The 14,812-nt window shown below is 40.5% G+C and carries 8 protein-coding genes and 1 pseudogene; all 9 read right to left on the reverse strand.

Annotated elements, in window-relative coordinates; translation table 11 throughout:
* Window positions 1-3: 3 nt before the first annotated feature.
* The 9 genes and pseudogenes from B9T33_RS05690 to B9T33_RS05730 all read right to left on the reverse strand — a co-directional run bounded on the left by B9T33_RS05690 (window position 4) and on the right by B9T33_RS05730 (window position 14,557).
* The gene (locus tag B9T33_RS05690; RefSeq protein ID WP_228145790.1) at window positions 4-1,170 is read right to left on the reverse strand and encodes a CynX/NimT family MFS transporter; all 1,167 of its coding nucleotides are present in this window, start codon (window positions 1,168-1,170) and stop codon (window positions 4-6) included.
* A gap of 111 nt (window positions 1,171-1,281) precedes the next feature.
* A complete protein-coding gene (locus B9T33_RS05695; protein ID WP_086177990.1) occupies window positions 1,282-2,292 on the reverse strand; it encodes a sensor domain-containing diguanylate cyclase in 1,011 nt (336 codons plus the stop codon).
* A gap of 253 nt (window positions 2,293-2,545) precedes the next feature.
* On the reverse strand, window positions 2,546-3,466 hold the full coding sequence (locus B9T33_RS05700) for a LysR family transcriptional regulator (RefSeq protein ID WP_086177991.1): 921 nt from the start codon (window positions 3,464-3,466) through the stop codon (window positions 2,546-2,548).
* A gap of 150 nt (window positions 3,467-3,616) precedes the next feature.
* Window positions 3,617-4,603 carry an ion transporter gene (locus B9T33_RS05705; protein ID WP_086177992.1) on the reverse strand — a complete coding sequence of 329 codons (987 nt, stop codon included), beginning with the start codon at window positions 4,601-4,603 and terminating at the stop codon, window positions 3,617-3,619.
* A 103-nt stretch (window positions 4,604-4,706) separates the two neighbouring features.
* Window positions 4,707-6,422: an AAA family ATPase gene (locus B9T33_RS05710; protein WP_086177993.1), complete on the reverse strand. Its 1,716-nt coding sequence runs from the start codon at window positions 6,420-6,422 to the stop codon at window positions 4,707-4,709.
* A gap of 86 nt (window positions 6,423-6,508) precedes the next feature.
* Window positions 6,509-8,557, reverse strand: coding sequence for a hypothetical protein (locus B9T33_RS05715; RefSeq protein ID WP_086177994.1), 2,049 nt, complete (start codon window positions 8,555-8,557; stop codon window positions 6,509-6,511).
* A 105-nt stretch (window positions 8,558-8,662) separates the two neighbouring features.
* Window positions 8,663-9,432, reverse strand: a pseudogene (locus B9T33_RS05720) (1-acyl-sn-glycerol-3-phosphate acyltransferase).
* Between the two features lie 9 nt (window positions 9,433-9,441).
* Window positions 9,442-10,557 carry a beta-ketoacyl-ACP synthase III gene (locus tag B9T33_RS05725; protein ID WP_086177995.1) on the reverse strand — a complete coding sequence of 372 codons (1,116 nt, stop codon included), beginning with the start codon at window positions 10,555-10,557 and terminating at the stop codon, window positions 9,442-9,444.
* A gap of 31 nt (window positions 10,558-10,588) precedes the next feature.
* Entirely contained in the window at window positions 10,589-14,557 is a 3,969-nt protein-coding gene (locus tag B9T33_RS05730) for a DUF3418 domain-containing protein (protein WP_086177996.1), read from the reverse strand.
* Between the last annotated feature and the right edge of the window lie 255 nt (window positions 14,558-14,812).

The raw sequence follows: 14,812 nt of genomic DNA on the forward strand, positions 1-14,812 counted from the left end.
TTTTCAAGCTATTTGCTTTTTGAGATTAAACAAACGTTGACTGAGTAATATCCCAATCACTGAAAGTGATGACATTAAGATCCCAACCCAAAGCCATGTATTCGTTTCTGAAACGATTAAAGCAATCGTTGGTGGTAGCATGAATTGTGAGATTGCAGAACATTGCAATACCAAACCAATGGTTGTGCTAATCGCAGCGGAATACGGCGCAAAATGTAAAGCCTGTGCAAAAATTACTGCTGCAACCAATCCACCAAATAATGAAAAACCAAATACACTTAAATATTGTAATAAAAATGGCAAATAATCTTTAAATAAATAAAAACTTAAGGCACAAATAATTAAAACGACGAAACCAACTTGGACTAAAGTTTTAGCCTGAAAACCACGCTGTAACATCAGACCACATGCAAAAGCCCCAACAGCATTGGCAATGGAAACACTTGCGGTTAGGGCACCTGAAAGCTGTAGTGAAATATGGTTTTGTTCGTAAATCGTGGGGAGAAATCCAACCAAGGCAAACCATTGCCCTGCATAAGTCCCAAAAATCAGCGCCAATAACCATGCAGCGGGATGTGTTAAGGTATCCTTGATTAAGCCCAAAACCGACATATTATTCAACGCTGTATCTGGTCGTGGCACCCAAAAAGTGATCATTAAAAATAAGCTAGCGGTTAAAATGCTCAAGTTTAGCCAAACTGATGCCCAACCAAAGTGCATAATGACAAATGGAGCGATCAATAACGCAATACCCATGCCCCCACCCATGTAAGACGTCCAAAGCCCCATTTTTAAATTCAGCTGCTCAACTGGAACCATTTGGCGAATAAAAGCGGGCGCAGTTAAAGTCACCAGTAGAAAACCAAATCCTTCAAGGATCCGTAAGCCAAGTAGCACATGAATGGATTGCGAAAAACTTCCCAATAAACTGGCCAGTGTCAATAAAGCCAAACCCAGCAAAATACAAAACTTAAATCCAATACGTTGAATATAACTTCCAATCAGCAAGCCAAAGCACATGCCAGCGCCTTGCACCAATGAAAGCAATAAACCTGATTGAATAAAACTAATACCCAGTTGCTGTTGCAGTACAGGTATCGCTGGCGGTAATTTACCAATATGCATTGCTGCAACAAAACCCGCAGCAATAATCAATATATCTTTTGACATCCATTTCATTGAAAAGCGACCGCTCATTGCATGTTCAAGAGTTTCAGCTTAACAACTTCGGGCTTCTGTGTGAGTCAAAAAAGTGCTTAGTTTAGATGAATAATCAATAAATTATTCGATATTGACTTGTTTGCGTTCCCGCTTATTGGCGTACATTTTTAAATCTGCCAGTTCGAGCAATTGATCAATCGACTGAGCATCTTCTGGAAAGAGTGCCAAACCAACACTTGCACCAATTTTCAAACTGATTTGTTCAAAAGCAAAAGGGAGTCCACAACTTTCTGCGATTCGATTCATTGCAGATTTTGCCCTTTCTTGATTGGCAATATTGCTTAAGATCACGGCAAATTCATCACCCCCTAAGCGTGCAACCAAGTCATCTTGACGTGTTTCGCTCAAAATACGCTGTGCAATTTCTTTTAGCGCTGCATCGCCAATACGATGACCAAATTGATCGTTAATTGGCTTAAGCCCATCCATATCAATCATCAAGATGCCGAGGACTTTTTTATTATTACGTGCTTTTTCGATGCCTTGACGTAAAAAATCGACAAACAATGCACGATTTGCCAGACCCGTTAGACTGTCTTGTGTCGCTAACTTATACAGTTCTGTCGCACCATAGCGCGTTGCATGATACATCGCTGCTGCGATCAACTCAGACATTAAACTTAATATGTGTAAATCTTCTTCTTTAAAGGCATCCACCTGTTCCGAATAGATTTTTAGTACACCCACCCCTTCATCACAATGAATCAGCGGTACAACAGCCATTGAACGAAGCCCTACACGACGACAGGCTTCACGATCAACCCGTGGATCATTTTCCGAATCATTGCAGTACAAGGTTTGCTTTTGCTCAATACACATACCCGATAAGCTGTTTTGAATATATAAGCGTAGTCCAAGCAAGTGACTCGCACCATTCGATACAGCGCGATACACCATATCTCCATCTTCTGCCAATTCGACCACAGCACCTTTGGCGTTGGTAATCAGTTGGGCTTGTTCGGCGACCACCGTCATTACCGCATTGAGATCCAATCCAAGTTTGGCAATTTTCGTCTGGGTCTGAATGACCGACATCAGTTGACTTGGCGTAGGTTCAAGGTTCTTAGACATAGTTCAGCTCTTGGGGAAAGCACACAGTTGTAATTCTGACTGATTTTAAAAATTATTCATCCACTTGTATAGTAATGAATTATGCCCTATTCAACGGAAGTAAAAATTATATTTTAAAATGCTTAAAATTCATTTTATCTTCAACTCATCGATGAATATGCACTCCATACAAAAAAATGATCAAAGACAAAATTAGGGAAGTCTAAACGCAAACAACCATCTCAATACCGCTGTTTGCGTATACACCTTGTGATTAACTTGAATAATATTGATTTCGTTTTTGCGAGAATTTTGCCAACTGTTTTAAGAATCCTTCAAAATAACTCTTTTCGGTTTCTTCAGTTCTGTAACCTGCATACAGTGTACGTCTTAAACCTTGTGGCGAGACGCAATCTAGTCGTCGTGATGTTACCCATCCTTTTTGTTCATATTCATTTACCACCCAATCGGGCAATGCTGCAATACCACGACCACTGGCCACCAATTGAATCAGCATCTGAGTCAGGTCAGTTGTACGCACATGCTTAGGTTGAATATTCGCAGGTAAAAATAGCTTAGCCATAATGTCTAAACGATGCTTATCGACAGGATAAGTAATCAGGGTTTCTTCTGCCAACTCTTGTACTGTGATCTCCGTTGCTCGAACTAAGGGATGCGTATTTGATAATACTAAGCGCGACTCATATTCAAAAATTGGAAAGTATTCAACACCCTTCAAGCTGATTGGATCTGCCGTAATCAACAAATCAAACTCACCTGTTTGCAATAACTCATGTGGGTTAGCTTCAAAACCAGAAGCAAAGTCGAGGTCCACATCTGGATATTGCTGACGGTACACATTGAGTAGTGGCATCAACCAATCAAAACAACTATGACATTCGGATGAAAAAATAATGCGTCCAGTTTGACCATGCACAATACGAGTAATGTCAGTTTGGGCAATTTGTACTTGAGGCAAAATGTCATCTGCCAAACGGAGTAAACGCTGCCCCACATTCGAAAATGTCACTGGACGTGAACGACGATTAACCACTTCCACGCCATACCAATGATCTAATTCTTTTAATTGATGTGAAAGTGCCGATGGTGTTAGACACAAATCATTTGATGCAGCCACCAATGAACCGTGCTCTCTCAAAGCCAATAATGTTTTAAGATGGCGTAATTCCAACATTTAATAATCTCTTGCTTATGCGCGATGCTGCAAAATTAATATTCAGCAAAGCATTAATGAATTTCACTCATCTTATCATTATTTTAATCAATTTTATTCAACAAAAATCAAATGCTGTAAATTCAAACAAATATCCCAAAGCTAGGTAGCTTACAGTTCTGGAAGTTTTTTACCGCAGTGCGGGCAATACGCATATTGTTCCCGCTCCTGTTTTAAAGCTTCTTCGCGCTGCTCCCGCATGAGCTGCAGTAAAATATCCTGCGTTTGTTCTTTGGTGAGTCCAATATCTTTTCGGATGTCTTCAATTTTGTCTTGATCAAGCATCAGATCGATTTCTGAATGCTGTAGTAGCTCTCTAAATTTTAGCTCTAAAAATTGTTTACGCTGCTCCAGTTCATTGGCCAAGCCATTGGCTAAAATACCTGCGGGCAAAGCAGCTAAACCCACACCCAGTATGGTAATTAGCGCACCTAGAAAGCGACCTAAAGGTGTAATGGGCGTGACATCGCCATAGCCCACTGTCGTCAGCGTAACAACTGCCCACCACATTGATGCTGGGATAGAGGTAAATACTTGCGGTTGAGCCTTGCTTTCTACTGCATAAATACAGGCTGCTGCTGTAACAATCATAATACTAAGAATGAAAATGACGGCTTGGAAAGATCCTTTTTCGCGCTCAATCACCCGCAATAAAATTTGCAAGGAAACAAAATAACGCGTTAGCTTTAATAGTCTAAGTAGGCGAAGAATACGCAAGAACCGCAAATCGAGCGGCACCCAGAAATTAATATAAGCAGGTAAAATCGCCAGCAGATCAATCAGCGCACCGCCACTTTTGACCCATTTCAACCGATTTTTCCAGCCAGACTCAAAGGGTTCTTTCTCGGCAATAGACCAAAATCTCAACACATATTCGGCACTGAAAATGAAGATAGAAATATGTTCAAAGGCATCAAAAAAAACACGATAGGACTGATAGATATCGTTTACAGATTCCAGCAATACGGCCGTGGCATTGCCTAAAATCAGCAAGATCAGGAAGTAATTGACTGCTCGACTAAACGCCGTTTCGTAGTCGTCATTATGCAAATTATTGTAGACAAACTTGCGCAGCGTATACCAAGCCGTAAATGCCATAGCAGTCAAATTTTAAGGAAAATAATGCACCAGTTTAACTGATGCATCATAAAATTAAATCAAGTGCTTTGCGCAATTTATAAGAACATTACTACCTAGCTCATTATTCAACAAATAGTAGCGCCAAACGTACTTGGTCATAGCCCATACGCGGACTGGTAAGTTCCACAATTGGACGAAGTTTAATGGAACCGTCATCATTGTAATGTGCAGGATCTTGGCGTTTCGCAAGGCGTTTATAAATTTTACGGACTTGTTCCACCACATCTTCACCTGGATGTGCCACAGATATATCCAGACCTTGATCTTTTTGCAGACGCGCCAAATGGTTAATAATGGTGGCTGGGGTTAATCCACGTTCTACTGCAATATCAGAAATTTCATAGCCTTCTTCAAATAGTTCACGTGTTTGATCTAGTGTCGCAGTGGCAAAACTTTGCTTATTGCCCGACTTGGCTATTTTCTTTTCATTACGTTCAATTTCAGTTTCATTCAAGGTACCACCACAATGGCGAATGAACGCTTTATGTTGAACCGTCAAATCACTATCTGCAAAATTGGTTTCAGCTTCATCCGACAATTCTTGGAAGCGTTTATCTGCTTTAATGGCAAGACTATCAAGCTCTAGCGCCTGTTCATTGAACCCAAGTAAACGCAAACCATCCAAGGTTTTTAAACGCGATAACGCCACATAGCCCTGACCATTTTCAAAGGTATGTGTCAAATTAATTTCTGCGGCTTCAAGGGTCATCCCTTGTGATTTATGAATGGTAATGGCCCAAGCCAAACGCAGTGGAATTTGTTGAAAACTGGCAATGGTTTTGCCTTCATCATTATCCACAGACCATGTTTCAGGTTCGACGACTAAGGTTGTTCCATCGGTAAGTTTAACTTTCGGTAAGATGCCGTACTCATCATCTTCCTCAAAGCTCACCACTTCGCCCAAACTACCGTTGATATAGCCTACATCGAAGTTATTTTTAACAAACATGACTTTGGCATTTTTCTTTAAAGTCAGTGTTTCTGGTGCGCGAACCGATGACTTTAAAGTTTCAATCAGTTTGTCATTACCATCACATTGTGCATCAAACTGTTTTGACTCTTGGTCAATTTCATTGAGGTGTTTAAAATTAATACTGTCCACATCCATATTGTGGGTATATAGACGGGTAAAAGTTTCGCCAACATTTTGCGTGCGCGTATTTTGCAATGCCTGAATATGATCCGCATTAATTTGTTGGGCACGAATGGCATTTAAGATGTCATTTAAATAATCATTCCCCTGACGGTGCTGCTCAGTTAAATAGCAAACACGAAATTTCGCTTCAACCCATGCTTCAGACATGAAACAAAATTTATCTCGGTTGCGCTCACCATTACGACCGACAGGCGGTAACTGGAAAAAATCCCCTGCGACAATGACTTGAATGCCCCCAAAGGCTTCTTCACTCTCTTTAAAGAATTTCAAAACTTTATTGACCAAGTTTAATTGCTTGGCATGCAACATTGAAATTTCATCAATAATTAAAACTTGGGCATTTTCTAAATGTTCTTTTAGATATTTTCGTTCTTTTAAGCGCTTCAGTTCATCTTCAGAAATGGCATCTTTAATCCCGATACCTGCCCATGTATGAATCGTCATTCCATTCATATGGGTCGCAGCAATACCCGTTGATGCAGTAATAGCAACAGACACTTTGCGTGCTTTTAAATAATTAATATATTGATTTAAGGTATACGTTTTCCCTGCACCAGCCGAACCTGTTAAAAAGACATTTTCGCCTGCTTTGAGTAGCTTGAGTGCAGTTTCCTGTTTCATAAGACCTATACCGTAAAAGAACGGCTATAGCCTACCGATTTTTGCCTAAAAAGTTAAGCATACAATCCAAATTGCTTGAGCCAATTCTACCCATTTTGCTCTAACTGATTGAACCAACTCACAAATCGCTTTGCGACACTGATCGCCTTTTCTTCGGCTTTGGCGTTATTGGCATATTCCAATTGATCAAATATCAACTGCTGATTTTGGATAATACAACCCAAAGTCATAAACTGTAACTGCGCATGGTGATACATATGGAAGGCAACGTATTCACCGCGAATAATGCGTTCACTATAACTGGCAGCCAAACAATGTCGAAAGCGTTGAGATTCCTCAATGATCCGATCGATGGTCTTTAGCTCTTCAAAAAACCAACTTTCAAAAATTAAATTTTGCGTGCGTGTACGTGGCGTCCAAACAGCAGTGATCAAATTCTTTTTAAGTTTAGTCAAAATTTCTTGCTTATGGGCTTGATCATGCCAATAGGTTGCTTGATGAAATAAACCATTCCAGCTGACATTCTTGGGTATTTCCGTTTTTTGGGAAATGTTCGCGCTTAAAAAATCACGCACATAAGAATCAAAAATGGTCACTCTTAAATTTTGATGCTTTAAATAAAATAACTGCCGAAATTCATTCAGCTGAATTTGATTACGATGCAGTAGATTGTGAAAATCACGATTTTCTTGCTGCTCTGGATGCATATAGGCAATGAGCTCATTTGGCAAATGTGCTGTACAGCGATTTAAATGCAATAAATACGCTTGCATCAAACGACTCAAAGGCTGACAGACTTTTTTAATCGCTAAATCATCCATCGAGACCATGTCACGCATCAGCAGCAACCATTCATCTAAATATAATATGGATGGACTAATTGCCACGCGATGATCGTCCATATACTGACGCTTCTCCTGTAACATAAAATGATGCTGCTGCTCAGGGTTGAACCAGTCATGTTTCATGGCTGTTGTATAACAACTTTGAATAAATATTTTCGCTGCAATGAACTGAAAATATTGTAAGGTCGCCAAAACAATCATGGGATGACTATGTCGCGTATCCACATAACTTAAAGCCATCACTGCAACACGCACACTACTATGTTGAATATTTCGACTTAGCCAATCAACCACCTCAGTCGATTGTTTAAATAGCCATCGAACCGACCGTTTATTATCAAGCAATGGTTGTTTGCCCACTTTCTTTTGCCAAACATGACTTAGTTGCAGGAAATTACATTGACTCAATACATTTTGCTGACACCAAATATTACGTTGCATTAAGCGTACAAAGCCCAACAAATTGGGCCGTTCATGCGCATGATTTAGTAACAGTAGTACATCATCTACATGTTCATTTAACTCATGCAAGTTAAACCGTTCTTCATAGGTCAAACTGATAATGCGATAAATTGCTGGATCTAAAAACTGTGCTGCTGCAAAACAAAAATCATCCAGACTTTCCATCAACATTTGAACAGGTAACACGCTTGGCTCAGTAAAATGATTAAGCACAAAGCATTGTTCCACTCTGTCTAGCATTACTGTAGACAATGCGTGTTGCTTCTGTGCATCGCGCTGTCCATTGCTCTGCATCAGGTCATGCACTATGGGCGTTTGATACTCGCTTTGCTTTTGTCGTAATTGTTCAATTAACTCTGCCTCTGCATCATCCATATTCGCCAGAAATTGTGCGACCCGAGCATGTCCGTCTAGCACTTGAAATACATGCTGTAATATCAAATAGCGTAATTGCTTGGCTTTATTGCGCAGATACAACGGATGTTGAGGTTTTAAATCCTTGGTAAAAAAATAAATGTCATGTAAAAAGAATTCTTCCAACGCATCTGAATTAGAAGCTTGCGAATGAAATGTCGCTATTTTGATTGGCTGAAATGGATGAGGCGGAAATTGAAAGCCTAGAGAAATTGAAGTGTGTAGTTGGATACTGCAAAGTCCATTGCATAAAATAATCTGCTGATGTTCCAAATCAATTTTAAATAAATTTTGCCCATTCATCATTGCAACAAGAGCAATTTGATCTTGATAGAGCTGATGTAGTATCGGTGAAATTCGTATTAATTGCCGAGCTATCTGCTCTAATTGCGGTTTTAAATCATCCTGATCCATCGTCCGCCTCTTTTTGAATATTTTAACTTCAAATCAATATAGTCAATCTCTTAACATTAGACCACTATTATTCATTTTATTATTTTTATTCAATATCTTGCATAATTACTTAGCAATATTTTCATGCTGTTGTGCTCGAACCTGTTTCAGCTGTTCAATCGCTTGATAGATATCTTGCTGAAGTGAATCACGATAAATTTTTAGGTCATCCATACTGTCTATATGAGCCAGACTTTGTCTAGGTAAAACTGAAAATAGAACGGGATACGCTTTGGAATGATTTTTCTTGGTAAGGACGGTATCACATCCCCGTGTCGCAGTAATTTATTCAGTTTTTGTATTTTTAATAATTGTTTAAACCAACGATTTTCAATAATCACACTGGCATCAAAACCAAGATCAAACACTTCATCACCACCTAGAGCAGCAAATGGAATAATGTCATATTTGAATTCTTGTGCTAATTTTAAAAAGCCATAGCGCTCTTTCCAAATCAGCTGATAAGCTTCACCTTTACGTTTTAAGACCTCACGCCCGCCACCTGGAAAGACCAAAATCGAGTAGCCTTGCTGCATCACCGTACGTACATAGTCTTGAATACCTTGTACCGCACCAAACTTTTTTACCATGCCGCGCCAGCCGGGCAAATAAAAATGGCTATGGTCAGCAATACTCACCACAGCCACTTTATGTTCATTGTATAAGTAGTCGATAATCACAGGTGAATCAAGTACACCGTAAATCGTGTGATTACCGACATACATTGCAGGTTTAGACGCATCAATATATTCAGCACCTAAAAAAGTTGGCGTAAAATACATTTTGGATAAAGCACTTACGCGCTTTATCCATTTTGCATCATGCTCAACCTGCAACGTTATTCCTTATGCAGCGTCGTGTTTTTGCACAAGTACAGAACCAACTGAATAGCCTGCACCAAATGAGCAAAGGACACCATATTCACCATGATTCACTTCGTTTGCAGTACGGTGTAATGCAATGATCACGCCTGCTGAAGAGGTATTGGCAAACTCATCAAGAATAATTGGCACTAAATCTGGTTGTGCATTTTCTTTACCGACGACCAGCTTCAAAATCAATTCATTCATACTGGCATTGGCTTGGTGTAACCAGAAGCGTTTCACATCCGTTGCTGCGATTTTGTTATCTTCCAATTGTTTGGTGATCATTTTCGCAACTAAAGGACACACTTCTTTAAACACTTTACGACCGTCTTGACGGAAACGGTTGTTGTCGATGTCTGCATCTACTTCGCTCATGTTCAAATAACCGAAGTTGTTACGGATGTTATTTGAGAATTGAGTGAATAGATCGATATCTAATACTTCAAAGCCTGCTTTGGTTTCAGTTTCTTCAATAATTGATGCTGTAGCTACATCACCAAAGATAAAGTGACAGTCACGCATACGGAAATCAGTGTGACCCGAAGTAATCTCAACGTTCACCAATAACACACGGCGTGCGCCCGCTTTGATCGCATCATATGCTTGCTTAATACCAAAGGTTGCCGCAGAACACGCAACGTTCATGTCGTATGCATAACCTTGGATACCTAAAGCCGTTTGGATCTCAATCGCAACTGCTGGATATGCGCGCTGAATGTTTGAGCAAGACAAAATCACCACATCGATGTCTTCTGCAGTCACGCCTGCATTTTCCATCGCTTGTTTTGCTGCTGCTACGCCCCATTCAGCTTGAATAGATAATTCATCATTTGAACGTTCATGCAACACTGGACGTAAACGTTTTGGATCGAGAATACCGCTTTTTTCCGCAACATAACGTGCTTTTACGCCAGATGCTTTTTCGATAAATTCTGCACTTGAACCGCGACGAGCTTCTAACTCGCCTGCTTCAATTTTTTCAGCGTTGTCGCTGTTGTACTGTTCCACATAAGCATTTAAAGCTTCAACTAACTCTTCGTTAGTGATTACGTCTTCTGGATGGTAAAGACCTGTACCCGTAATGCGGATGCCCATGTAAAACTCCTTTTCTCAAATTACCTATATATTAACTGATTCCAAGTTTATCCCATACTTTTTGCAAGCGGGATGGAGAAATTGGCATCTTGGTCTTCATCGGTTGAGAGAAAATAGAGATACGTAACTCCTCAACCATGAAATACAATTCTTTAAGGCGAGTGTCATTTTTAAACTTGAATAATTTTTCCATCCACGGGTCAACTTGATCAATGGCAGAATTGTCCCTTTGTAGGTTATTTGGCAAGCGATCTAAACGCAAGATTAAAGCTTTTAAATATCTTGGAAATTCCAACCACACATCGGAAGTTTTGCCATAAACAAAGTCTGAAAGTTCCATCAAGTCGAGCTGATCTTCAATATCATCTATATTTTTCCCAAACACAGAATCATCTAAAACCAACAATTTCCGACGTATTTCCTGCCATTGGATGTAAGTTTCGCTCAAAACAGCCAGTGCTTGTTGACCATAGCTTAAGAAAGATTTTTTTACATTTAAAATGAGCTTTTGGTATTCCTCAGCATTGACAGGTAGCTCATTTATTGAAAGTTGCAGTGTGGCATAAACTAACATTTGCTCAAGTTTTGCTTTGTCACCTAAAGGCGAATACGCCAATGCCAACGGTTTTGAAATCTGCTTTTTCAACTGACGAACCAAATCACCCAACTGCATATGCACCAGATGAATGATCCCTTCACGATGTTGTTTTACCGCTTCGGCTTGATCATTAAAGGTCTGAATCACCACGCCAGATTCGTCTTTAGCAGTTAAAGCAGCAAAATCTTTAGATGGCACCAATGCTTGATACTGTTTAACCACAACACCTGTGACTTTTTGTGATGCTTCAAAGACAAAACTGTCTGGGAAATTTTTAAACTCACCTTTTAACTGTTTAACAGGACTATGGGTTTCTGTACGGCAACGCGCTTTCAGCTCATCTAAATCACGCCCGTGCTCAATAACCCGACCTTTCTCGTCGATCACCTTGATTAATGGCAATAGATATTGCTCGACACGCTCCCAAGAAAAGTCTTTTTCCGTAATTTGTTCACCACGTAATTGGAAAGCCAAGAAACTGAAAATATGCTCACGCAAATGCATTGCATCGACACGCCCCATTAATTTTCGAGCGGTATCAGGAATAGGCACCAAATGACGACGTTTCTCTTTTGGCAAGCCCTTAAGTAAAGCTTCAATCAAATCTTGACGCCAACCCGGAATACCCCAAGACCAGATATTTTCATCGACCTGCGGTAGAGCTTGTACTGGAATTTTGACGGTCGCACCATCTTCATCATGACTTGGGTCAAAACGATAACTGGCAGCAAGGCGCAGCTCGCCATTGCGTAAATAATCGGGGAATTGCTGTGTTGTTGGACGGTCATTCAGCCACAGCGCATCATCATCCACAAATAAAAAACGCGGATTTTTTGGTTCTACGGTGGCGCGCCAATCTTCAAAAGAACGGCGGCTAGCAACATCTTCTGGCACTTTAGACGCATAGAACTGGTAAATGGTTTCTTCATCCACCACCAAATCACGACGACGCAGTTTATCTTCAACACGCTCAACTTCTTCGAGTTTTAATAAATTGTGTTTTAAAAATGGCGGTGTAATGCCCAAATGCCCCGTAGTCAAAGCATCCCGTAGGAAAATTTCATGCGCCGCCGGATGATCGACTTTTTCATAATTAATCTGACGACGTGGCTCAATAATCAAACCAAACAATGAAATTTGATCATAAGCATTCACGACACCGGTTTTTTTCGACCAATGCGGCTCAAAATAATGATGTTTCAGCAAATCACCTGCAGCCAATAAAATCCATTCAGGTTCAATTTTCGCTAGTGTGCGAATAAAGACCTGTGAGGTTTCCACCATCTCAAACGCCATGACCCATGGCGTATTGGTTTTATGCAGAGTCGATGCAGGGAAAATCCGTGCCTTTTGCTGACGTACTGCCATAAAGACATTGCGTTCATCAGTTTTATTGGCAATGAAAGATAATAGACCCGTCAATAAAGCACGATGCAGATTTTCATAGCTGGCTTTCTTCTCATTAAAAGAAAGATTTAAGCCCTTTGCCAAATCCACCAATTGCTCATGGGTTTTCTTCCATTCACGTAGGCGCAACCAACTTAAGAAATGATTACGAGCAAAGGTTCGACGTTTACTCTCACTCATACTGTCACGGTTCGAGTGCAAGGTTTCCCACAATTTGGTGTAGAACAGAAAGTCTGAATCTGCTTCACGGAACAAGGCATGCTTTTGATCAGCTTGCATTTGTTTATCTGCAGGGCGTTCACGCGGGTCTTGTACAGCCAAAGCAGCGACAATGACCAAGACTTCATTTAACACACCAAAATGCGCGCCGCCCAAAATCATCCGCGCAAGACGTGGATCAATCGGCATTTTTGCCATTTGCTGACCGATTTTGGTTAAGCCACTCCCCTTAACGGGAGCAAGTCTCCCTTTATTAAAGGGAGATTTAGAGGGATTGCTTTCAATCAAATCTCCCCCTTGCGTAGCAGTGCCACTCACTCTTTCAGAAAGAGGGGCTTTCCCTTTTTCAACCATCGCCCCAAGCTCAATTAAAAGCTTACGTCCATCATTCACCAAACGATGATCAGGCGGCTCGATAAAGTCAAAATCTTCTAATTCACCAAAGCCCAAACTTTGCATCTGCAAAATAACCGAGGCCAAGTTGGTTCGTTTAATTTCAGGCTCGGTAAATTCAGGGCGACTTTGGAAGTCTTCTTCACTGTACAGACGAATACACACACCCGGCGCAATACGACCACAACGACCTTTACGCTGATTGGCTGCCGCTTGCGATACTGCTTCAATTGGTAGGCGCTGCACGCGTGAACGGTAGTTATAACGTGAAATACGCGCAAAGCCGCTATCAATTACATAACGGATATTTGGCACGGTTAATGCTGTTTCGGCCACGTTGGTGGCAATAATAATGCGTCGACCACCGCCTGCTGGGTTAAAAATTTTTTGCTGCTCACCCAAAGCCAAACGTGCAAATAGTGGCAACACTTCTGTATGGCGTGGACCATGTTTAATTAAAGTTTCTTGTAATTCACGGATTTCTTGCTCTGTACTGGCAAAAATTAGAATATCTGCATGCTCAGGATGACCTTTGCTTTGTGCATCCTGTAAGCATTCTTCTACCGCAGAAACCACTGCCCGAGGTAAGTTTTCTTCAAAATCATCAAATTCATCATCATCACTACCGCCAATGTTCATTTCAGAAATCGGACGGTAACGCGTTTCTACAGGGAAACTACGACCTTCTACTTCAAAAATGGGGGCGCCATTAAAGTAATTCGAGAACCGATTAACATCTAGAGTTGCAGAGGTAATAATGACTTTTAAATCTTTGCGGCGCGGCAAAAGCTGCTTGAGATAGCCCATGATGAAGTCAATATTTAATGAACGTTCATGTGCTTCATCAATGATAATGGTGTCGTATTTATTTAAAAAACGGTCATTGGCGAGTTCTGCCAGCAAAATACCATCCGTCATTAAACGAACTATCGAGTCTTGCGAACCTTGCTCATTAAAACGAACTTTAAAGGAGATCGACTCACCCAGCTTTTCACCGACTTCTTCAGCAATACGTTGGGAAACACTACGTGCAGCCAAGCGTCGAGGTTGAGTATGACCAATCAAACCCGTTAAACCACGACCCGCCAACATGGCAATTTGCGGTAGCTGTGTGGTTTTGCCCGAACCTGTTTCACCCGCCACAATAATCACTTGATGCTTTTGAATAGCATCAATCAACTTATCTGCATATTGAGTAACGGGCAGGTCTTGGTTCAACTTAATGTTCGGAATACGCGCAAAACGCTCGCGGACTTTGGTATTCGATTTTTCAAATAATTCCTGATGCTGTTTTTGATCCGCATCTTTGCCCTTTTTCAGTCGGTTTAAACGGTGAAGGTCACGCACCATCACAAGCTGATCTACATTTAAACAACTCTGCACAGAACAAGATTCCTAATAAAAACAACAAAGCGCTATTTTACGCTGTAATGAGATGAAGCGGAAGAACATCCCAGCCCCGATAAAGGAGATATATTTTGTTTAATTTTAACTTTTTTTAAAATTAACCTTGAATTTTAACAACACAGACTTCATGTTCTTAAGCAAGTTGAGGAACTGATGTTTTTTTGCTGATTTTGTCATTTCAGCATTATATGACTATGTTAAAACGACTTTGTTTTTAAACATAAGCATCAA

The sequence above is a fragment of the Acinetobacter sp. ANC 5054 genome (genome assembly GCF_002135295.1).
GTDB lineage: Bacteria > Pseudomonadota > Gammaproteobacteria > Pseudomonadales > Moraxellaceae > Acinetobacter.